This window comes from Microvirga sp. 2TAF3, assembly GCF_052114965.1.
In the GTDB taxonomy this organism is placed as follows: Bacteria; Pseudomonadota; Alphaproteobacteria; order Rhizobiales; family Beijerinckiaceae; genus Microvirga.
The window spans coordinates 339,014-358,943 of sequence record NZ_JBFRFT010000002.1 but is presented as its reverse complement, the minus strand read 5'-3'; the positions used below and the strand labels follow the sequence as shown (position 1 = coordinate 358,943).

Sequence of the window (19,930 nt, the reverse complement as noted above, 5' to 3'; positions counted from 1 at the left end):
GGTCTTGCTAGAACGAGAAAAACTACCCGACCGCCTTGAGATACCGGATCGGCCGCCCGGGCGCGATCATCTCTGCGGCAGCGATGATGCCCTGCGCGTCGATGCCGAAGTGGCGGTAGAGATCCTGTACCGTTCCGGTCTGCCCAAAGTGCTCCACGCCGAGCGAGCGGGTGCGGTGTCCCATGACGGAGCCGAGCCAGGCGAGGGTCGCCGGATGCCCGTCGATCACGGTCACGAGACCGCAATGGGGCTGGAGGTCTCCGAGCAGCCGCTCGATATGGCTGCGCGCGTGGACGAGGCCGCGCTCGCGGGCGCGCTGCGCCGCCGTCCAGCCCGCATTGAGCCGGTCGGCGGAGGTGATGGCGAGAAGGCCGATATCGCGCCGGTCCTCAGCCATCAGGCCGACAGCCTCAATGGCTTCCGGCGCGACCGTGCCCGTATAGGCGACGACGACCTGCGCGTTCGGTCCGGGTTTGCGCATCCAATAGGCGCCGTCGACGATGTCGGCGGCAAGGTCGGGCGTCATCTCGCGCTGCGGCTGATCGGCGGTGCGGGTCGAGAGCCGTAGATAGACCGAGCCGCCGGTTTCGTCGCGCAGCCAAGATTTTTCCTGGATCTCGCGTTCGCTCGGCTCGCCTTCTCCATCCCGCTGGAGATAATCGAAGGCCCAGCGCAGGATCACCGACAACTCGTCCACGAAAGCAGGCTCGAAGGAGGCCAGTCCGTCTTGCGCCATGCCGATCAGCGGCGTGCCGATGGATTGATGCGCGCCGCCTTCCGGTGCGAGCGTCACGCCCGACGGCGTCGCGGCGACGATGAACCGGGCGTCCTGATAACAGGCATAGTTCAGGGCATCGAGGCCGCGGGAGATGAACGGATCGTAGAGCGTTCCGATGGGCAGAAGCCTCTCGCCGAACAGGGAATGGGACAGGCCGAGCGCCGAGAGCAGGATGAACAGGTTCATCTCGGCGATGCCGAGTTCGATATGCTGTCCCTTCGGGCTGAAATCCCAGGTGAAGGTCGAGGGAATGCGCTCGGACTTGAACAGGTCCTTCATCTCCTCGCGCGCGAAGAGGCCGCGCCGGTTCACCCAGGCGCCGAGATTGGTGGATACGGTGACGTCCGGTGCCGTCGTGACCATGCGGTCCGCGAGCGGCTCGCTCGAGCGGGCGAGTTCGTTGAGGATGAGGCCGAATCCCTGCTGCGTGGACATGGACGGCTGCTGCGGCGTCGACAGAGCCGCCGGCACCGGAACCTTCGGCGCTTCATGGCGGCGCTTGCCGCGGGCGTTGAAGGGCACGGATTTCAGGAAACGTTCCAGCTCCGCCTCCGGCAGGTTCAGGCCCTCGAACCTGTCCCATTCATGGCCCGGACGCACCTTCGCGGAAGCGCGAAAACCTTCCATCTGCGTCGGCGTGAGCAGGCCCGCATGGTTGTCCTTGTGGCCCGCGAGCGGCAGCCCGAAGCCTTTGATGGTGTAGGCGATGAAGACGGTCGGCCTGTCATGGTCGATGGATTCGAAGGCTTGCAGCAGGCTCGGCAGATCGTGTCCGCCGAGATTCGACATCAGCCGCGCCAGCTCCTCGTCGGAGCGCTTCTCGATAAGCCGCGTCACCGGCCCCTGATCGCCGAGATCGTCGAGGAGTCGTTTGCGCCACGCCGCGCCGCCCTGGAAGGTGAGGGCGGAATAGAGCTGGTTGGGACAGGAATCGATCCATTCGCGCAAGCGGTCGCCGCCCGGCTCGCGAAAGGCCTCCTGCATCAGGGAACCGTGCTTGAGCACCACCACGTCCCAGCCGAAGGAGCGAAAGATCGATTCGAACCGGGCATAGAGTCCCTCACGCACCACGGCGTCGAGACTCTGGCGGTTGTAGTCGATGATCCACCAAGTGTTGCGCAGGCCCTGTTTCCAGCCCTCCAGCAGGGCCTCAAAGATGTTGCCCTCATCCATCTCCGCATCGCCCACGAGGGCGATCATGCGGCCCTCCGGCCGATCCTTCCGCCAGCCATGCGCCTTTACGTAATCCTGCACGAGGCTGGCAAAGAGCGTCTGCGCGACGCCGAGGCCCACCGAGCCTGTGGAAAAGTCCACGTCGTCGATGTCCTTGGTGCGGGAGGGGTAGGATTGCGCGCCCTTGAAGCCCCGGAAATTCTCGAGCTTCTCCCGGGTCTGATGGCCGAGGAGATATTGGATCGCATGAAAGATCGGGCTCGCATGCGGCTTCACCGCCACCCGGTCCTCCGGCTTCAGGACGGCCAGGTAGAGCGCCGTCATGATGGTGGAAAGCGAGGCGGAAGAAGCCTGATGCCCGCCGATCTTCAGCCCGTCCAGGTTGGGGCGGACATGATTGGCGTTGTGAATCGTCCAGCTCGACAGCCACAGGATCTTCCGTTCGAACTCGGCGAGGTAGGGCAGGCGGGGATCGGTCATGAAAGTGTCCGGAAAACAAAAGCGTAGCGGCCGGCTCGGGCCGAATCCGCTCCGCGGTTGCGGAATTAGGGACCCATACTAGGCCTTTTTGATTGACCCGCCAGTCGATAGCCCCTATTTCGAGCACACTTCTGGGAGCGCGTAGCTCAGCCGGTAGAGCATCTGACTTTTAATCAGAGGGTCCTGGGTTCGAGTCCCAGCGCGCTCACCATCAATTTCAAAGGGTTACCGGCATTTGCCCTTTGAGCGATTTTTCCCCAGATAGGATCAGGTCGCCAGATTCTGAGGTTGGAGCCATCGGCCCACCCACTGAAACCGGTGCGATGCGACAAGCTGTTCCGGTCAGGCATTCCCGCATCGGCAATCCGTGACGCTGTGTCCGTTTCGTGCGACGGATGCCGGAGCACTCGTCGCGATACGGCCCTAAAGCGGCAGGTTTCGGACCGATGCAAGAGTCATCATGACACCTCGCAACTCTGCAAGACCTTTCAGGCGGCCAATCGCCGGGTAGCCCGGATGGGTCGGTTTGCCGACATCATCGAGAAGCTCATGTCCGTGGTCTGGCCGCATCGGGATGCGCCAGCGCGGATCTCCGGCTTCCTTTCGACGCTTTTGCTCTTCCAGAAGCGCCATCACGACGGCAACCATGTCCGTATCGCCGCCGAGATGGTCCGCTTCCATAAAGGAGCCGTCCGGCTCCTTCGCCACGTTACGCAGATGCGCGAAGAAAATGTGCGTGGCGAAACGCTTTGCAATCGCCGGCACGTCATTGGCAGGGCCTGCGCCGAGCGAGCCGCTGCACAGGGTAATGCCGTTTGCCGGCGACTCGATGGCGCCCACGATGAAGGCGAGGTCGTCCTCGTTGGAGACGATACGCGGCAGACCCATGAGAGGGCGCGGCGGATCGTCAGGATGGATGCACATCCGGATTCCAACTTCCTCGGCGACCGGGACGACCTCGCGCAGGAAACGGGCGAGATTCTCGCGGAGGCGCGTCTTGTCGATCTCGCGGTAGCGGTCGAGCATACGGCGCAGGCCGGGAACGTCATAGCGGTCGTAAGCGCCCGGCAGCCCGGCCATGATGTTGGCCAGGAGCTTGCGGCGGTCGGCTTCGGACGATCGGTCGAACCAGTCCTTGGCCCGAGCCAGGACTTCAGGGGAATGGTCGGCTTCCGCGCCGGGACGCTGGAGCATGAAGCAGTCGAAGGCAGCATGCTCGTGCGCGTTGAAGCGCAGGGCCGTTCCGCCGCCGGGCAGCGGATGGGCGAGTTCCGTCCGGGTCCAGTCGAGCACCGGCATGAAATTGTAGCAGATTGTCGTCACGCCGCATTGGGCGAGGTTGCGCAGGGACTGACGGTAATTGTCGAACAGCGGTTCGAGTTCACCTTCGCCGATCTTGATGTTCTCATGGACGGGCAGGCTCTCGACGACGCTCCAGCGCAGGCCGAGCGAAGGATCGGCCGCGATCAGCGCCTTGCGGGCCTCGATCTCCTCGACGGACCAGATTACGCCATACGGGATCTGGTGGAGGGCGGTTACGATCCCGGTTGCGCCAGTCTGGCGGATATGGGGAAGCTGGACGACGTCGTCGGGACCGAACCAGCGCCAAGTCTGTTCCATGGTGATAACCTCGCGGGAGAACCGGGCCTATGCGCCGGCGTCAGAGTTGAATTCCGCCGCGGCGGCGCGGGCGCCGCGAGCGAGAAGTTGAGTGTAGGCAGAAATCAAAACATTCTCGAAGCGCGCATCGCGCGGCAGGTCGGTGCCGAAGATGGCATCGATTCCGAGGATGGCACGCACGCGCTCGCGGTCATAGGCAGACCCCTGCGTTCCTGCGTGCGCGGTTGCCAGCGTAGTCGCTGAGAGAGGCAAAGGGGTGATCGGCATTGCTTTCTTGAGCTCAAGCATCGTTGAGGATCAGGTCTGGATGTTCGGCTGCGAGCGTCTCCGCACTCTTGAGGACTTCGGAGAGATGCACCCGCATGGCTGATTCAGCCGCGTCGGAATCGCGTTTGAGGATCGCAGCCAGGATATCCCGGTGCTGGGCGATCAGGGATGCGACGGGCGTGATCACGGGCAGGCTTAGAAAGCGGATACGATCGAACTGGGATTTTTCCCGCTCCAGAATCGTCCAGATCTGTGCGATGCCGATATCGTCCGCCAGGGCACGATGGAAAGCATCGTCGGCAAGCGTGAAACGCTCGGGATCCCCTTGAGCCTGTTCCTGTTCGGCGAGAGTTGCCACAGCCTTCTCCTGCGCTGACGACGAGAGGCCACGCTCAACCGCCCGTCGAACGATCGCTACCTCCAATGCCTCCCGCACGAAGCGCGCCCGCTGCATGGCCGCAAGCGAAATGCGGCTCACGAAGCTGCCGCGCTGGGGCAGCACCTCGATCAGCCCCTCCTCGACGAGGCGGATGAGGGCCTCGCGGACAGGCGCGCGGCTGGTGCCGAAGCGTAGCGCGAGTTCATTCTCGGACAGGCGTACGCCCGGTCTGAGCCGGAGAGTCACGATATCCTGCCGGATCTGCGCGTGAATTCCGCGCACGGTGACTGAAGGCTGCGATGCCGCCGTGCCTTGAGCGCGTTCAACGTTATCGTGCATTCGTGAGGACATCAGCATCTCACTTGTAGAACAGGCTCGGCAGCCACAACGAGATTCCAGGAGCGTAGGAAACCAGGAACAGGATATTGCAGACGAGGAAGGGCCAGGTCGCGCGGGAAATCGCGCCCAGGGAGATCTTGGCCGCCACGAACAGGCGCACGCTGACCGGCGGCGTCGTCAGGCCGATCATCAGGTCGAACATGGCGAACGTTGCAAAGTGGATTGGATCGATGCCCGCCCTCAAGACCCGCAACAGGATTTCGCCGGCCTCGGGCCGTCCTGGCGAGGCGATCGCGCGGGTCTCGGGCTGGTGGGGCGAGCGTACTGCGATGGCAAACATGAGCTTGTTACTTGTCGACTAGTCGACAAGTAACAAGGGCACTCATACAGGTCAAGCAATTAGATGCTGCTAGGAAAGGCAACTTCGGGCTTGGTCGAGAGGGCCGGGGCCATTGCATAGCCTTCCTGTTTCACCGCTCCTTGGCTGCTGTAACGGAGATTCATCCCTAAAGAGCAGCGGCGCGGCTCTTTCTGCATTCTCGGCTGACGCTTGTCCAAAGCGTGGATGTCATTCGGCTTCGAACCCGTCCCTATCGCTTGCTCGACACAAGCCCCTCAGTGGCTTGCGGTTTTGCCCGGAATGACAGGCACGATCTTTCCAAGCCGTTTTACAGCGCGCGACACATGGCATAAGGCCGCCGCAACTCCTTCAGGCCTGGGACCCATGATTCGCGTCGAGAACGTCAGCAAACAGAACAGCCACCGGATCCTCTTCATCGAGGCCTCCGCAACCCTCCAGAAAGAAGAGAAGATCGGTCTGGTCGGCCCTAACGGCGCGGGAAAGACGACGCTCTTCCGGATGATCAACAAGGAGGAGGAGCCCGACGAGGGCCAGGTCTCCGTCGATCGCGGCGTGACCATCGGCTATTTCAGCCAGGATGTCGGCGAAATGGCGGGCCGCAGCGCCGTATCCGAGGTGATGGACGGAGCTGGCCCGGTGAGCGTGGTGGCCGCCGAGTTACGGGAGCTGGAAGCCGCGATGGTGGACCCGCAGCAGGCGGACGATCTCGACCGGATCGTCGAGCGTTATGGCGAGGTGCAGGCGCGCTATGAGGAACTGGACGGTTATTCCCTCGAGGGGCGAGCGCGCGAAGTCCTCGCGGGCTTAGGTTTCAGCCAGGAGATGATGGACGGCGATGTGGGCGCCCTGTCCGGCGGCTGGAAGATGCGCGTCGCACTCGCCCGCATCCTCCTGATGCGTCCGGACGTGATGCTGCTGGACGAGCCGAGTAACCATCTGGACCTCGAAAGCCTCATCTGGCTGGAGGGATTCCTGAAGGGCTACGAGGGCGCGCTGCTCATGACGTCGCACGACCGCGCGTTCATGAACCGTATCGTCAACAAGGTCCTCGAGATCGATGGCGGGACGCTGACGACCTATTCCGGCGATTACGAATTCTACGAGCAGCAGCGCGCGCTGAACGAGAAGCAGCAACAGGCGCAGTTCGAGCGGCAGCAGGCCATGCTCGCCAAGGAAATCAAGTTCATCGAGCGTTTCAAGGCGCGCGCCTCCCACGCCGCCCAGGTGCAGAGCCGCGTCAAGAAGCTGGAGAAGATCGAGCGGGTGGAGCCGCCCAAGCGTCGGCAGACGGTCTCGTTCGAATTCCAGCCCGCGCCCCGCTCGGGGGATGATGTGGTCGCCCTGAAGAATGTCCACAAGCGCTACGGCAGCCGCGCGATCTATGAGGGGTTGGACTTCATGGTCGGCCGAAAGGAGCGCTGGTGCGTCATGGGCGTCAACGGCGCCGGGAAATCGACGTTGTTGAAGCTGGTGGCGGGCACCACTTCGCCCGATGAAGGAACGGTCGCGCTCGGCGGTAGCGTGAAGATGGGCTATTTCGCCCAGCATGCCATGGAAGTGCTGGATGGCGACCGCACGGTGTTCCAGTGGCTGGAGGATTCATTTCCGCAGGCGGGCCAGGGCTCGCTGCGCACGCTCGCCGGATGCTTTGGCTTCTCGGGCGACGACGCGGAGAAGAAATGCCGCGTGCTCTCCGGCGGCGAGAAAGCCCGATTGGTGATGGCCAAGATGCTCTACGACCCGCCGAACTTCCTGGTGCTCGACGAGCCCACGAACCATTTGGACATGGCGACGAAGGAGATGCTGATCGAAGCACTGTCGCGCTATGAGGGTACAATGCTCTTCGTCTCCCACGACCGCCACTTCCTGGCTGCGCTGTCCAATCGGGTCCTTGAACTCACGCCGGAGGGCGTCCACCAGTACGGCGGCGGCTATACCGAGTACGTGGCACGCACCGGCCAGGAAGCCCCGGGCCTGCGGAGTTGAGTGGGCAGGCCTTGCTGAAACGATGGAAGCTTCGATGAAGAGTCGTCGAAGCACGACACCATGGATGCGCTATCGGCTACAGGGGTAGAACCCATAATAATAATAGGGTTCATAGGCACGGCAGTGAGTTTCCGGCCCTGGTTCCTGGAGAAGTCCTCTCTGGACGGCTGACGCTCCTTCATGGCGCCCCACGCCGGGGTTTGTGCCTTGTGCGGAACCGCCGCTTGAATGGGAGCCTCCGCCCCCGCCATGGCCGCCACTTCCCCCGCTACCTCCGCCGCCGCGGGCGACAGCCGCTCCCGAAGCGAGGCTCAAGCTCATCATGAGGACTCCAGTCCCTAAAAGGACCTGTTTCATGGCCCGTCTCCGTTTGCAGGGCTCTCTTGTGTCAAGAGGTGAGGTGCGGAAACGGCGTCGCAAGCGCTGATTCAGCGGCACAAAGACGCCCCACATGTTTTCGGCGAAGTCTCACCCGGGGCATGCGGCTTGGTTTCCAGCAATTTTTCCGTCGAGCGCCCTGCGAGATGGCGCCCGTCCTCGCCCAGCGTGGCCCTTCACATGGCTCCCTTGGCCATTCCTTGACGCCTAGCGAGGATGGGCGGAAGCTTGAACCCGATGCTTCTGGACGACTTGGTTAGGATGGCTTGGCCAGGATGATTTGGGAGGTTCCATGCCAACAAGCATGTTACTTGTCGGATTGGGCGCGCTGCTGGTCCTTTGCGGAGTGGTTCTCGTTGCGGTGCGGGTGATGAAGGCCGGGCCGCTGAGCCGTGAAAGACGATCCCGTGGGGCGGTGGAAGACACATTGGAACCACGGGAGAGCCGGGGCCTCTTTGACTTCAGGGAGCACTTACCCGGCGTTGTATTGATCGTGTTGGGGATCATCCTTCTGATCGCGTCTGCCGGCGCGTGACTGCGAGGATGCTGCCCCTTCCGTGGTCTGTATACAGGCAGACCGTTTAGCGGTGGCCGAAGTACATCCTTATCAGGATCTGCTATCTCGAAGTAATGCTTCCATTCCAGGTCGATCTCGTCATTTTCCGCATGTTTTAATGGTTAATATATTGCATTTAAGTCGCATAAGAGGGGTAATGGCGGGGAGTGGCCTATGCTATCCCGAGGAACTTCATTGCTGCAAAAGAATAGTCGATTTTTCTACTTCAAAAGGAGTACCCCTTTTGGGCTAAGTAGTTCTTATTGATAGGCTTGCTGAACCCGCTTTCCGTGCATACTCAGAGTTGTTTTGAGCCCGGCACCGGATGGCGATCGCGTTTGGCAATCGTCCATTGAAGTCTTTTGGCAGGGTTACTCAACGGGGGATCGGGCCATGAACTATCTGGATATCGATACGCTCGCGCAGACGCCGCTGGCCAAGCAGCCCTTCGAGCACGTGATCATTCCCAATTTTGTGCCCAGGGAAGCTTTCAGGAACGTCGTGGCCGACTTTCCTACCGTACCCGGTGCCGGATCTCATCCTCCGGCAGAACTCGATATCAGGGGACATTTCGCGGAGTTGATCCGGGAACTTCACGGAGACGCCTTCCGCAAGGCCGTCGAGCAGAAGTTCGACGTGGACCTGACGGGGCGGCCGACCATGTACACGGTCCGTGGCTTCCTGCGGAAGAAGGACGGGGCGATCCACACCGACAGTACGACGAAGATCATCACCGTTCTTCTCTATCTCAACGAGGATTGGGACCATGACGGCGGCCGCCTTCGGCTGTTGAAGAATGGGACCGATCTCGACGATTACGTTGCCGAGGTCCCGCCGGTGAACGGCACGCTCCTCGTGTTTCGACGCTCCGACAATTCGTGGCACGGACATAAGCCCTACGAGGGCCGCCGTCGCGCCATTCAGTTCAACTGGGTGACGGAAGCGAAGGTCGTGGCGAAGGAGCAGTCCCGACATCGCCTGTCGACCCGGATCAAGAAGATTAAGAACTTCTTCGCTCCTGCTGCATGACCTCGGCCCGAAAGCGGCAGACATATCTCCTATGGTGAACGGTACGATGACTTCTTCCCTGTTGAACATCGAGGCAATCAGCCAGAGCGCATATTCGGCGGACCCATATCCTCATTTCCTCGGGGCCAGTTTCTTGAGGGAGGAGGCGATCCCCGCCTTACGTCGCGATTTTCCGGACATCACGAAACCGGGTTATCTGACGGTCGACGATGTCGAACTGAAAGGCAGCTTTCGCGACCTGATCCGCGAACTGGAAAGTCCTGCGGTCACCGAGGTTCTTTCACAGCGGTTCGGAATCGACCTTCATCCTTTCCCGCGCCTGACCACCATCATGAAGCGCTCGCAGCCCAAATACGGCGCGATCCACACGGACGGCCCGTCCAAGGTCATGACGATGCTCGTCTACATGAACGACGAGTGGCAGGCGGGCGAGGGCGGCCGCCTGCGTGCTCTCTATAACGGGAAGGATTTCGAGCCCTATGCCTGCGAAGTCCCGCCCACGATGGGCTCGGTGTTCGGCTTCCTTCGCAAGGACAATTCCTGGCATGGCCACAGGCCTTTTTCCGGCGAGCGGCGCGTTGTCCAGATCGCCTGGATCAAGGATGCTAAGGAGCTTGATCGCAAGCGCCGTCGCAACGGCTTCGCCCAAATTCTCAAGGGAATATTCGGCCGCTGACGCAGCCGGAGTTCGAGCACGTTCTTTCGAAACATGCTCGAACCCCGCCTCCATGTTTTCGCATGACCTTTGCGGATAACCGGTTTACCTTCGGCCGGTCATGCTCCAGGTTCAGGGACACGTGCAGAAAAGTTCTGAGGCTCCCGACGAGGTGCCTTTCGGCGCCTTTGCCCCCTCGAGTATTGCCGGTTTCGGCATCGAGACGACGCGCCGTCTGCCGCGCGGATGGGTCGGTCGACGTGCCGCCCTCGTCATCCGTCGCGCCGTCCGTTGGCTCCTTCGCGGACAGCCCGTCGATACAGTCGTCTTCGGGGCCAGGATGCGCCTCTTCCCGTCCGGCAATACATGCGAAGGGCGCATCCTCTTCACGCCGCATCATTTCGATCCCGAGGAGCTTTCGTTCCTTCAAGAGCGTGTGCGCGACGGATTCAAGTTCATCGATGTCGGCGCGAATATCGGTCCGTATACGTTTTTCGCGGCCATGCTGGGGGCGCGCGTGCTTGCATTCGAGCCGCAACCCGATCTCTTCGATCGCCTGGTCTACAATCTGCGACAGAACGATCTGCCGAACGTGAAGGCGATCAACTGCGCTCTGGCGGATCGCGAAGGCGATGTGCTGATGTTCATCGATCCCACGAACAAGGGGCAGTCGAGCATTCAGATCATGCCTTCCAGCGAACAGCTCACCAGCCTTCGGGTGAGCGCGATCACGCTGCTGCGGGCCCTTCAGTCGGAAGCATTCGGCCGTCCCGATCTCGTCAAGCTGGATGTCGAAGGCGCCGAGGGCCTCATCCTCGAGGCGTTCTTCCGGCAGGCTCCCAAGCGGCTCTGGCCGCTCATGATCATGATAGAGCGGACCCATGTGACCGCAACGAACAACGCCGCCCAGATTCTCGAGCGGGTTGGATACCGCCTGATTCTGACCACGCGGTTGAACGTCGTTTACGAATACACGCCGAAGATCCCGTAATGGTCGTTTCCTTCGGCTTTCCACGTCAGGTCCGGCGCTTGGCGGGGGAGGGGCGGGTCGAGCCTTCCCAGCAGGCGAGCGAACCCTTGTCCTACCCGTCCGAATGACGCAGGCGCTTGAAGTGGCCGATCAGGCCGTTCGTCGAACTGTCGTGCCCCGTCACCGCATCGTCCCCCTTGAGTTCGGGCAGGATCCGGGAAGCCAGTTCCTTGCCCAGTTCGACACCCCACTGATCGAAACTGTTGATCTGCCAGACGATGCCCTGGACGAAGATCTTGTGCTCGTAGAGGGCGATCAGGGAGCCGAGCCTGTATGGCGTCAGCTTACGGTAGAGGATCGAAGTCGTCGGCCGGTTTCCTTCGAATATCCTGTGAGGCACGAGGGCTTCGAGGGCCTGTCCGGACAGGCCCCGCTTCTCAAGCTCGCTCCTGACTTCCTCCTCCGTCTTTCCGAAGGCGAGAGCTTCCGTCTGCGCGAAGTAATTGGCGATGAGCTTCTCGTGATGGTCCCCCAAGGGCGTCTGGCTTTGCGCGGCGGCCATGAAATCCGCTGGGATGAGCTCCGTGCCCTGATGCAGGAGCTGGAAAAAGGCGTGCTGGCCGTTCGTGCCGGGCTCACCCCAGATGATCGGGCCCGTGGCGTAATCGACCCGGCTGCCGTCCCTGCGGACGAACTTGCCGTTGCTCTCCATGTCGCCCTGCTGGAAATAGGCTGCAAAGCGATGCAGGTGCTGATCGTAAGGGAGCAGGGCGTGAGTCGAGGCTCCGAGGAAGTTGCGGTACCAGATGCCGAGCAGCGCGAGCACCACAGGCATGTTCTGTTCGAGCGCGGCGGTGCGGAAGTGCTCGTCCATGGAATGGGCGCCGTCGAGCAGTTCGACGAAGCGTTCAAAGCCTACCGCGAGCACAATCGATAGGCCGATGGCGGACCAAAGGCTGTAGCGGCCGCCGACCCAGTCCCAGAACTCGAACATGTTGGCCGTATCGATTCCGAACCGCGCCACCTCGGCCGCATTGGTCGAAACGGCGACGAAATGCTTCGCGACCGCGTCTTCGCCCAGCGCATCGGTCAGCCATGCCCGCGCGCTGGCGGCGTTTGTCATGGTTTCCTGCGTAGTGAATGTCTTCGACGCGACGATGAAGAGCGTGCGCGCGGGATCGAGGCCGGCGATGGTGTGGACGAGATGGGATGCATCCACATTCGAAACGAAATGCGGCCGCAGGTCGGGCCGCTGATACGGCTTCAGGGCCTCGCAGACCATCAAGGGACCGAGATCGGAACCGCCGATGCCGATATTCACGATGTCGGTGATGGTTTCGCCCGTCGCCCCGCGCCAGGCGCCGCTGCGGACGCGTTCGGAGAAGAGCCGCATGCGCTCCAGGACGGCCGCAACGCCCGGCATGACATCGACGCCGTCGACGAGAACCGGGCGGCTGGAACGATTGCGCAGCGCCACATGCAGGACCGCGCGATTCTCGGTGAAGTTGATCTTTTCTCCGGCGAACATCCTGTCCCGCCAGCCTTCGACATCTGCAAGCCGCGCCAGATCGAACAGGAGCCGCATGGTCTCGGCGGTAACCCGATTCTTGGAGTAATCGACCAGAAGATCGTCGCGCTGGAGCGTGAAGTGCCTGAAGCGCTCGGGATCCTGTTGGAACAGCTCGCGCAAATGCAGCTTGCGAATGGTCTCGGCATGCGCTTGGAGCGCTTTCCAGGCCGGTGAGGCAGAGATCGTGGTCATCGAGTCGTGGTCCAGCCCTTCATGAGTGATCCGCATTCAGATTACTTGAGTAACGGTGGGAAGCCAGTGCGATCAAATCGGGTATGTTCGGTTGTCGGCACATGACACTGGGCATAAGCATAGGGCCCATCGTCCAGATGGGGAGGGCGTCATGACGCGTGATGAACATATCCTTAGGGAACTCTTTGCGGCGGCCTCGGCTGCGGCAAGCCCCGATGGGAAGTTCGCAACCCGTCTGCCCGCGGCTCCGAAGGGGCGCACCATCGTTATCGGCGCCGGCAAGGCCGCGGGTTCCATGGCCCGGGCCTTCGAGGCCGAGTGGGGGCACCCATGCGAAGGCCTCGTGGTCACGCGCTACGGGCACGCCGCCCCCACACGGCAGATCGAAGTGGTCGAGGCCGCGCATCCGGTTCCCGATGAGGCGGGCCTTCGCGCGGCCGAGCGGATTCTCGCCCTGGCGCACTCGGCCGGGCCGGACGATCTCGTCGTCTGTCTCATGTCCGGCGGCGCGTCCTCGCTCCTGACGCTTCCGGCTCCCGGGCTCACCCTGGCCGACAAGCAGGAAATCAACCGCGACCTGCTCAAATCGGGCGCGCCGATCACGGTCATGAACCGGGCGCGCCGGGCCCTGTCGTCCATCAAGGGCGGAAGGCTTGCGGCGGCCGTCGCTCCGGCGCGGCTCGTGACTTACATCATCTCGGACGTCCCCGGCGATGATCCGGCCGTGGTCGGATCGGGGCCAACGATTCCGGACGTCACCGATCCGGAAACCGTGCTTCAAGAGCTGAGGGCCTATGGAATTCCCGTTTCCGCGAAGATCGAAGCGGCGATTCGGGCTAATATTGTCGTGGATGAAATTCCGCCAGGGGATGTGCACATGATCGCAACGCCCCGTTCGGCCCTCGTGGCGGCAGCGGGGAGGGCACGCGAACTCGGGCTCAACCCGCTCGTCCTTGGAGACGCAATCGAGGGGGAGGCTCGCGAGGTGGCGACCGTCATGGCCGGGATCGCACGATCGGCTGCGCTTTATGATGATCCGGTCGCGAAGCCATGCGTGCTGCTTTCCGGGGGCGAGACGACCGTCACGGTGCGCGGAAAGGGCCGGGGAGGGCGCAATGCGGAATTCCTCCTCGCACTCGCTCTTGCGCTGAGGGGCGAAAAATCATTCGCGGCTCTTGCCTGCGATACGGATGGGATCGACGGCTCGGAGGACAATGCCGGAGCCTGGATCGATGCTGCCTTTATCCAGGATGCGTACGACAAGGGAATCGATCTGCCGGGCTATCTGGCGAACAACGATGCCTATTCGGCTTTCGCCGCCCTTGGCCGACTGATCGTGACCGGCCCGACCCTCACCAACGTGAACGATTTTCGGGCGATCGTCATTCGCTAGAGCATTTTCCTCGAATGTGGATTCGGTTTTGCGAAAAGAAAATGCGACAGGGTAAGAGTTTCTAGAGCGGTCTTTCGCCCGCTCGGATCATCTCTGCGTAGATCAGCCTGCGCGATTTCAGCAATGGCGCTATGGTTGCGCCGACGATCGGCATTCTTGGGCTCTGCTCGTGGGCGGTGACGGCTGCCCGATCGGCATAGAGCTCGTTGACCATCACCCGGTTGGGAACAGGCGTGCCGTCGGCTTCGACGGGCTTGATGACCTCGAACCGCAGGCAGCCGGCCTCTTCTTCGAGCGTCCGCTTGGCGTGTTCGCGGATGACGGTGGTGAATTCCTCCTCCCGGCCCTCCAGCGTCTCGAACTCAACGATGATCGCGATTTCCGTCATGTCGCCCTCCGGATTTTTTGTCTGGACCGCCTTCGAGCACGGCTTGGACTTCGGGTTGAATGTCATTTGCAATAAAGTTTCGAATTTTGCTTCAAGCATCGCTTCCACGCCAAGAAAAAGCCGGTTCATGCAAGCGTTCAGAAAGTTTTATTGACGAGCTTACCTTTGGTCAATACGTTGGTCTTACCAAGGGTAAACCACATGAGCAGCGTTCCGAAAATCACCCGGGCGGATGAAACCGGCATCAAGGGAGTCGACAAGGTCTTCGCATTCGTGCGCGAGCGCCTGCTTGAAGGCTCCCTCCGGTCTGGCGACGCGCTCATTCCGGAGCGGGAGCTTGCCGCGCAGCTGAATGTCAGCCGCCCGGTGCTGCGCGAGGCCTTGCGGGCTCTGGCGGCCATCGGCGTCGTGGAAATTCGCGACCGCATTGGAACGATCGTGCGCAGGCCCGACGTGTCCGTTCTCGGCGACTTCTTTTCATTCGCTCTGGCTCAAGGATCCGACATCATCGACGACGTGATGGAGGCTCGTGTCGCCATCGAGTGCCAGGCCATCAGGCTTGCCTGCCAGCGGGCCAGCATTTCGGATTTCGAGAGGATCCGCGAAGCTCTCGACCGGGTCGAGGCGACCATCGACCACCCCGTCGAAGGGGGTAGGGCGGATTTCGATTTCCACGCAGCGATTGTGCGGGCGAGCAAGTCGGAGACGCTGATGAGCCTCTATCAGGCCATGTCGGCTCTTCTCCTGCGCTCACATCTCGGCCGCCGTGAATTGGTCCAGATGCAGGAGGGGCTCAAGAAGTACCTTCTGGAAGATCATCGCCGCATTCTTGAGGCGATCGTTGCCCGCGACGAACAGCGCGCGGATGACGTTCTGCGCAAGCACTTCGAAATCGGCAACGAGCACCGGCGCCAAGCGGCAGTCGGCAATGCCAGTCCCGCAGCGGCCTGAGCACAATCCATCATCAGAATGGCAGTTGGAATGAAGACAGGAAACGCAAAAGGGATCGTCGGCTTCATCGGTCTCGGCACCATGGGCTGCGAAATGGCAAGGAACCTGCTTCGGGCGGGCTATGAGGTGCGTGCCTACGACGTCCGCTCAGAGGCGGTCGACAGCCTTGTCGGGCTCGGGGCAAAGCCTGCCGCCAGTGTCGAGGAGGCAGGCCGCGGGGCGGATATTGTCATCTCGATGCTCCCGGACACTCCCCAGGTGGAGGAGATTATTTGTGGGCCGGACGGGCTTCTTGCCCATCCGCCGGCCGGGCGCCTGATCGTCGACATGAGCACGATCTCGCCCGGAGCTGTCAGGCGTTTCCATGCGGCATTGCAGGAGGTGGGCGTCTCGTTCCTCGACGCGCCCGTGTCGGGCGGCCCGATCGGAGCGAAGAACGCGACGCTCTCGATCATGGTGGGAGGCGATGCCGAGGCGTTCGCCCGCGCCAAGCCTTACTTCGAGGCCATGGGAACGACCGTCACCCATGTCGGTGAACCGGGGGCCGGGCAGGCGGTGAAACTGTGCAACCAGCTGGTCTGCGGCATCAACATCCAGGCAATCTGCGAAGCCATCGCCCTCGGACGCGCCTGCGGCGTCGATCTCAACCAGCTCCGCGACGTGCTGCTCGGCGGCTCGGCCGCATCCTGGATGCTCGACAAGCTGGGGCCGGCCATGATCGCAGGCGACGCGGGGGCGGGCTTCCGCATCGACCTGATGCTCAAGGATTTGCGCCTCGTGCAGGAGCAGGCGCAGATGCTGTCCATCCCGCTGCCCGGCACCGCGCTCGTTACGAGCCAGTACATCGAGGCCCGTGCTCACGGGGAAGGTACGAACGGCAATCAGGCCCTGTTCCGGGTCTATGATCGCATGACCAACCAGCCGCGATCCTGACGCAGAAGCAGTCACGCGGGCAGGCCCATGTTCAAACTCGATTTTTCCGTCGTTCTCGAACGATGGCCCATGTTCTTCGACGGGGCCGTGCTGACGATTCAGCTCGCGCTCCTTTCGACCGTGCTCGGATTCACCATCGGCACCCTGTGCGCCGTCGGTCGGCGGAGCAGCATCGGCTGGGTCGTCAAGGCATGCAGCATTTACGTGGAGGCCATCCGCAACACGCCGTTGCTGGTGCAGATCTTCCTCGTCTATTTCGGTCTCTCGAGCCTCGGCCTGTCGCTGTCCGCCTTCACGGTCGCGGTCATTGCGCTCGTCATCAATGTCGGCGCCTACACCACCGAGATCATGCGCGCGGGCTTCGACTCGATACCGAAAGGGCAGATCGAGGCGGGCGAATGCCTGGGGCTGTCGCGGTGGCAGATCTATTGGCACGTCATCCTGCTGCCGGCCGTGGAGCGGGTTTATCCCGCCCTGACCAGCCAGTTCGTTCTGCTGATGCTCGCCTCGTCCGTCTGCTCCCAGATTTCCGCCGAGGAACTGACGGCCGTCGCCAACTACGTGCAGTCCGACACCTACCGGGCCTTCGAGACATACATCCTCGTGGCTGCCGCCTACATCATCCTGTCGCTCCTCATGAGGTTCGGCTTCTGGGGACTCGGACTGGTCTTGTTCCCTCGCCGCCGCAAGCTCGGAACTCCTCTATGAGACAGGCTGCGCCATGATCGGACCTCTCAACGCGAACCATCTGACCTTCCTCGCCCAGGGCGCGCTCTGGACGGTGGTTCTCTCCGTCGTCGCATTCCTCGGCGGTGGGCTGCTCGGCTTCATGATCGCGCTCGGCCGGGTGTCGTCGAGCCGCGTACTTCGCCGGGCTCTGGCCGTTTATGTGCAGCTCGTTCAGGGCACGCCCCTGCTCGTCATCATGTTCGTCACCTATTTCGGTCTGCCGGCGATCGGCCTGAAGGTCTCGCCGCTCATGGCCGCCGGGGCCTCTCTGACCATCTATGTCGGCGCTTATCTCGGCGAGATCTGGCGGGGATGCATCGAGTCCGTGCCGCGTCCGCAATGGGAGGCGGCGGAATGCCTCGCGCTGAGCCGCACGCAGCGCATGTTCAAGGTGATCCTGCCTCAGGCGGTGCGGATCGCCACGCCGCCGACCGTGGGATTCATGGTCCAGATCATCAAGAACACCTCGCTCGCCTCGGTGGTCGGCTTCGTCGAGCTGGCTCGCTCCGGCCAGATCATCAACAACTCCATCTTCGAGCCGTTCGCGATCTATCTGGTCATCGCCGGAATCTACTTCGCCCTCTGCTACCCCATCTCGCTCTGGAGCCGAAAACTGGAGCGCCGTGTCAGCTTCGCGCCGAAGCGCACCGTGGCGGTTTCCTGAATGCATCTACGAGACGAAACGGAGCACAGCATGTCACCTGTCGTGACCCTGCAAGATGTCCATAAGAGCTTCGGCGACCTGAAGGTGCTCGACGGAGTCACTTTCCATGTGAACCGGGGACAGGTCACCGTCATTATCGGCCGCAGCGGCTCCGGCAAGAGCACTGCTCTGCGCTGCATCGATCGCCTCGAGCGGATCGACAGCGGCGACATCGTCGTTTGCGGCCACAAGGTCAGCGATCCGGGCGTCAATCTCCGGGCGCTCCGGGTCGACGTGGGCATCGTCTTCCAAAGCTACAACCTGTTTCCGCACCTCACGATCGAGCAGAACATCACGCTCGCGCCGTGTTCGGTGAAGGGCACGCCGAAGCGGGAGGCGCGCGATCTCGCCCGCAAGGTCCTTGGTCAGGTGGGGCTCGAGGACAAGATCGATTATTATCCCGAGCAGCTTTCCGGCGGCCAGCAGCAGCGCGCGGCCATCGCCCGATCCCTCGCCATGCAGCCCAAGGTGATGCTCTTCGACGAGGTCACCTCGGCGCTCGATCCCGAACTGACCGGAGAAGTCCTCCGGGTGATCGAGGATCTCGCAGCAGGCGGCATGACCATGATCATGGTGACTCACGAGATGGGCTTCGCCCGCAAGGTCGCCGATCAGGTCGTCTTCATGCACCGCGGTCAGGTCTGGGAAACAGGTCCTGCCGACATTCTCAGTCACCCGACGACACAGGAGTTGAGGCAGTTCGTCGGGAGCGGGCTCTAACCCCTCAACGAAACCCAAGGGAGAACGTCATGACAAGAAAGCTTATCTTCAGCGCGTTGCTCGCGGCAGCGTGCTTCACGAGCGCCAGCGCGGCGCGCGCCGATCTTCTCGACGACATCATGGCCGCCAAGAAGATCCGCATCTCGACGGATCTCGCGATCCCGCCGTCAGGCATGGTCGACGCGAACATGAAGCCCACGGGCTCGGACGTCGAGACCGCTCAGCTCCTGGCCAAGGACTGGGGCCTCGAGCTCGAATTCGTTCAGACCACCGGCGCGACCCGCATTCCCAACGTCCAGACCGGCAAGGCGGACATCATCGTTTCGACCCTTTCGGTCACCCCCGAGCGCGCCAAGGTGATCGATTTCTCCAAGCCTTACGCCGCCCTGCAATCCGTCGTCGGAGCCCGCAAGGACCTGGCCATCAAGAGCTGGGACGACCTGAAGGGCAAGAGCATCACCGTCACGCGCGGAACCACGCAGGACACGGATCTCACCGCTCAGGCGAAGGACAAGGACATCAAGATCGTCCGTTATGACGACGACGCCACGATGGTGACCGCCGCCGTCACGGGGCAGGCCGACATTATCGCGACCTCCGCCACCCTCGTGAACCAGATCGGACAGAAGAACCCGAACCGCGCCTTCGAGCCGAAGGTCTCGATCCGCAACCTGGATCTCGCGATCGGGATCAAGCAGGGCGAGCCGCGCCTGCTTGCCAAGCTCAACGAGTGGATTGCCGCCAACCTGAAGAACGGCAAGCTCAACGAGATCTACAAGAAGTACCACGGTTCGGATCTCCCCGCTGATATGCGCGGCTGATCCGCAGTCCGGCCGCCGAATGCCTTGGCGGCCGGGCATTCTCGAATTTCTCGATCGGCTCCGGCCGACACCAACCAAGGAAAAGGACTATCAATGCGTCTCGTCATCGGATCGGACCATGCCGGCTGGGCCCTCAAGGGAGCGGTCATCGATCATCTGAAAGCCCTTGGCCACGACGTCGTCGATGTCGGGTCCTACGACGACAAGCCCGTCGACTTCCCGGATGTCGCACGCAAGGTGGCGGGCAAGATCACGGCGGGCGAGGTCGAACGCGGCATCATGGTATGCGGCACGGGCGTCGGCGCCTCGATTGCCGCCAACAAGATGAAAGGCATTCGCGCTGCCGTCTGCCACGATGTCCACTCGGCTCACCAGTCGGTCGAGCACGATGACGTGAACGTGATGTGCATCGGCGCGCAGATCGTCGGGCCTTGGCTGGCGAAGGACCTGATCTCGTCCTTCCTGGCAGCGGAATTCTCCACCGACGAGGATTTCCGCCGCCGGGTCGCCAAGTTGCATGAGATGGATGCGGAAGGTTAAAGCATCGGACCCAAAAGTG

19 protein-coding genes and 1 tRNA gene are annotated in these 19,930 nt (G+C 62.2%); 13 read left to right on the top strand and 7 right to left on the bottom strand.

Features of this window, described 5'->3' with window-relative positions; all coding sequences use genetic code 11:
- Positions 1 to 22 precede the first annotated feature (22 nt).
- On the bottom strand, positions 23 to 2,431 hold the full coding sequence (locus tag AB4Y97_RS04125) for a transketolase (protein WP_441997729.1): 2,409 nt from the start codon (positions 2,429 to 2,431) through the stop codon (positions 23 to 25).
- A gap of 135 nt (positions 2,432 to 2,566) precedes the next feature.
- On the opposite strand from AB4Y97_RS04125, the gene AB4Y97_RS04120 reads away from it, so the two are divergent.
- Positions 2,567 to 2,642: transfer RNA gene (locus AB4Y97_RS04120), tRNA-Lys, on the top strand.
- 212 nt (positions 2,643 to 2,854) lie between these two features.
- Here AB4Y97_RS04120 and uxuA read toward each other — a convergent pair.
- The 4 genes from uxuA to AB4Y97_RS04100 are packed head-to-tail and all read right to left on the bottom strand — an operon-like array spanning position 2,855 to position 5,376.
- On the bottom strand, positions 2,855 to 4,051 hold the full coding sequence (gene uxuA / locus AB4Y97_RS04115) for a mannonate dehydratase (RefSeq protein ID WP_441997728.1): 1,197 nt from the start codon (positions 4,049 to 4,051) through the stop codon (positions 2,855 to 2,857).
- 27 nt (positions 4,052 to 4,078) lie between these two features.
- Positions 4,079 to 4,339 (bottom strand): hypothetical protein, encoded by a 261-nt coding sequence (locus tag AB4Y97_RS04110; RefSeq protein ID WP_441997727.1) that lies wholly within the window; start codon positions 4,337 to 4,339, stop codon positions 4,079 to 4,081.
- Positions 4,332 to 5,048, bottom strand: coding sequence for a GntR family transcriptional regulator (locus AB4Y97_RS04105; protein ID WP_441997726.1), 717 nt, complete (start codon positions 5,046 to 5,048; stop codon positions 4,332 to 4,334). Before AB4Y97_RS04105 ends, AB4Y97_RS04110 begins: the two co-directional genes overlap by 8 nt.
- Before the next feature lie 7 nt (positions 5,049 to 5,055).
- A complete protein-coding gene (locus tag AB4Y97_RS04100; protein WP_441997725.1) occupies positions 5,056 to 5,376 on the bottom strand; it encodes a TRAP transporter large permease subunit in 321 nt (106 codons plus the stop codon).
- 384 nt (positions 5,377 to 5,760) lie between these two features.
- Here AB4Y97_RS04100 and AB4Y97_RS04095 point away from each other — a divergent pair, with 384 nt between their 5' ends.
- The 4 genes from AB4Y97_RS04095 (at position 5,761) to AB4Y97_RS04080 (ending at position 10,992) form a co-directional block, all read left to right on the top strand.
- The gene (locus AB4Y97_RS04095) at positions 5,761 to 7,383 is read left to right on the top strand and encodes an ABC-F family ATP-binding cassette domain-containing protein (protein ID WP_441997724.1); all 1,623 of its coding nucleotides are present in this window, start codon (positions 5,761 to 5,763) and stop codon (positions 7,381 to 7,383) included.
- A gap of 1,327 nt (positions 7,384 to 8,710) precedes the next feature.
- Complete coding sequence (locus AB4Y97_RS04090; protein ID WP_441997723.1) at positions 8,711 to 9,346, top strand: 2OG-Fe(II) oxygenase; 636 nt, start codon at positions 8,711 to 8,713, stop codon at positions 9,344 to 9,346.
- Between the two features lie 46 nt (positions 9,347 to 9,392).
- Positions 9,393 to 10,022, top strand: a complete 630-nt coding sequence (locus AB4Y97_RS04085) for a 2OG-Fe(II) oxygenase (RefSeq protein WP_441997722.1) — start codon at positions 9,393 to 9,395, stop codon at positions 10,020 to 10,022.
- 121 nt (positions 10,023 to 10,143) lie between these two features.
- The gene (locus AB4Y97_RS04080; RefSeq protein WP_441997721.1) at positions 10,144 to 10,992 is read left to right on the top strand and encodes an FkbM family methyltransferase; all 849 of its coding nucleotides are present in this window, start codon (positions 10,144 to 10,146) and stop codon (positions 10,990 to 10,992) included.
- Between the two features lie 91 nt (positions 10,993 to 11,083).
- Here the strand turns inward: AB4Y97_RS04080 and pgi are convergent, their stop codons facing one another.
- Positions 11,084 to 12,733, bottom strand: coding sequence for a glucose-6-phosphate isomerase (pgi, locus tag AB4Y97_RS04075; RefSeq protein WP_441997720.1), 1,650 nt, complete (start codon positions 12,731 to 12,733; stop codon positions 11,084 to 11,086).
- Positions 12,734 to 12,884: 151 nt separating this feature from the next.
- Between pgi and AB4Y97_RS04070 the strand changes: the two genes are divergently transcribed.
- Positions 12,885 to 14,126, top strand: a complete 1,242-nt coding sequence (locus tag AB4Y97_RS04070) for a glycerate kinase type-2 family protein (RefSeq protein ID WP_441997719.1) — start codon at positions 12,885 to 12,887, stop codon at positions 14,124 to 14,126.
- Positions 14,127 to 14,187: 61 nt separating this feature from the next.
- On the opposite strand, the gene AB4Y97_RS04065 is transcribed toward AB4Y97_RS04070, so the two are convergent.
- Positions 14,188 to 14,514 carry a putative quinol monooxygenase gene (locus tag AB4Y97_RS04065; protein WP_441997718.1) on the bottom strand — a complete coding sequence of 109 codons (327 nt, stop codon included), beginning with the start codon at positions 14,512 to 14,514 and terminating at the stop codon, positions 14,188 to 14,190.
- Positions 14,515 to 14,715: 201 nt separating this feature from the next.
- On the opposite strand from AB4Y97_RS04065, the gene AB4Y97_RS04060 reads away from it, so the two are divergent.
- The 7 genes from AB4Y97_RS04060 (at position 14,716) to rpiB (ending at position 19,911) form a co-directional block, all read left to right on the top strand.
- The gene (locus tag AB4Y97_RS04060) at positions 14,716 to 15,465 is read left to right on the top strand and encodes a FadR/GntR family transcriptional regulator (protein WP_441997717.1); all 750 of its coding nucleotides are present in this window, start codon (positions 14,716 to 14,718) and stop codon (positions 15,463 to 15,465) included.
- A 30-nt stretch (positions 15,466 to 15,495) separates the two neighbouring features.
- Positions 15,496 to 16,398 carry an NAD(P)-dependent oxidoreductase gene (locus AB4Y97_RS04055; RefSeq protein ID WP_441997716.1) on the top strand — a complete coding sequence of 301 codons (903 nt, stop codon included), beginning with the start codon at positions 15,496 to 15,498 and terminating at the stop codon, positions 16,396 to 16,398.
- Between the two features lie 27 nt (positions 16,399 to 16,425).
- Positions 16,426 to 17,106: an amino acid ABC transporter permease gene (locus AB4Y97_RS04050; RefSeq protein ID WP_441997715.1), complete on the top strand. Its 681-nt coding sequence runs from the start codon at positions 16,426 to 16,428 to the stop codon at positions 17,104 to 17,106.
- A gap of 13 nt (positions 17,107 to 17,119) precedes the next feature.
- Positions 17,120 to 17,791, top strand: coding sequence for an amino acid ABC transporter permease (locus AB4Y97_RS04045; protein ID WP_441997714.1), 672 nt, complete (start codon positions 17,120 to 17,122; stop codon positions 17,789 to 17,791).
- Between the two features lie 30 nt (positions 17,792 to 17,821).
- The gene (locus tag AB4Y97_RS04040) at positions 17,822 to 18,550 is read left to right on the top strand and encodes an amino acid ABC transporter ATP-binding protein (RefSeq protein ID WP_441997713.1); all 729 of its coding nucleotides are present in this window, start codon (positions 17,822 to 17,824) and stop codon (positions 18,548 to 18,550) included.
- Between the two features lie 29 nt (positions 18,551 to 18,579).
- Positions 18,580 to 19,371, top strand: coding sequence for a transporter substrate-binding domain-containing protein (locus AB4Y97_RS04035; protein ID WP_441997712.1), 792 nt, complete (start codon positions 18,580 to 18,582; stop codon positions 19,369 to 19,371).
- A 93-nt stretch (positions 19,372 to 19,464) separates the two neighbouring features.
- The gene (rpiB, locus tag AB4Y97_RS04030) at positions 19,465 to 19,911 is read left to right on the top strand and encodes a ribose 5-phosphate isomerase B (RefSeq protein WP_441997711.1); all 447 of its coding nucleotides are present in this window, start codon (positions 19,465 to 19,467) and stop codon (positions 19,909 to 19,911) included.
- The last annotated feature ends 19 nt before the right edge of the window (positions 19,912 to 19,930 follow it).

Excerpts from the sequence above, each read along its gene's own strand:
- AB4Y97_RS04125 (WP_441997729.1), bottom strand. The coding sequence starts at position 2,431 with ATGACCGATCCCCGCCTGCCCTACCTCGCCGAGTTCGAACGGAAGATC.
- uxuA (WP_441997728.1), bottom strand. The coding sequence starts at position 4,051 with ATGGAACAGACTTGGCGCTGGTTCGGTCCCGACGACGTCGTCCAGCTT.
- AB4Y97_RS04110 (WP_441997727.1), bottom strand. The coding sequence starts at position 4,339 with ATGCTTGAGCTCAAGAAAGCAATGCCGATCACCCCTTTGCCTCTCTCA.
- AB4Y97_RS04105 (WP_441997726.1), bottom strand. The coding sequence starts at position 5,048 with ATGTCCTCACGAATGCACGATAACGTTGAACGCGCTCAAGGCACGGCG.
- AB4Y97_RS04100 (WP_441997725.1), bottom strand. The coding sequence starts at position 5,376 with ATGTTTGCCATCGCAGTACGCTCGCCCCACCAGCCCGAGACCCGCGCG.
- AB4Y97_RS04095 (WP_441997724.1), top strand. The coding sequence starts at position 5,761 with ATGATTCGCGTCGAGAACGTCAGCAAACAGAACAGCCACCGGATCCTC.
- AB4Y97_RS04090 (WP_441997723.1), top strand. The coding sequence starts at position 8,711 with ATGAACTATCTGGATATCGATACGCTCGCGCAGACGCCGCTGGCCAAG.
- AB4Y97_RS04085 (WP_441997722.1), top strand. The coding sequence starts at position 9,393 with ATGACTTCTTCCCTGTTGAACATCGAGGCAATCAGCCAGAGCGCATAT.
- pgi (WP_441997720.1), bottom strand. The coding sequence starts at position 12,733 with ATGACCACGATCTCTGCCTCACCGGCCTGGAAAGCGCTCCAAGCGCAT.
- AB4Y97_RS04070 (WP_441997719.1), top strand. The coding sequence starts at position 12,885 with ATGACGCGTGATGAACATATCCTTAGGGAACTCTTTGCGGCGGCCTCG.
- AB4Y97_RS04065 (WP_441997718.1), bottom strand. The coding sequence starts at position 14,514 with ATGACGGAAATCGCGATCATCGTTGAGTTCGAGACGCTGGAGGGCCGG.
- AB4Y97_RS04060 (WP_441997717.1), top strand. The coding sequence starts at position 14,716 with ATGAGCAGCGTTCCGAAAATCACCCGGGCGGATGAAACCGGCATCAAG.
- AB4Y97_RS04055 (WP_441997716.1), top strand. The coding sequence starts at position 15,496 with ATGAAGACAGGAAACGCAAAAGGGATCGTCGGCTTCATCGGTCTCGGC.
- AB4Y97_RS04050 (WP_441997715.1), top strand. The coding sequence starts at position 16,426 with ATGTTCAAACTCGATTTTTCCGTCGTTCTCGAACGATGGCCCATGTTC.
- AB4Y97_RS04045 (WP_441997714.1), top strand. The coding sequence starts at position 17,120 with ATGATCGGACCTCTCAACGCGAACCATCTGACCTTCCTCGCCCAGGGC.
- AB4Y97_RS04040 (WP_441997713.1), top strand. The coding sequence starts at position 17,822 with ATGTCACCTGTCGTGACCCTGCAAGATGTCCATAAGAGCTTCGGCGAC.
- AB4Y97_RS04035 (WP_441997712.1), top strand. The coding sequence starts at position 18,580 with ATGACAAGAAAGCTTATCTTCAGCGCGTTGCTCGCGGCAGCGTGCTTC.
- rpiB (WP_441997711.1), top strand. The coding sequence starts at position 19,465 with ATGCGTCTCGTCATCGGATCGGACCATGCCGGCTGGGCCCTCAAGGGA.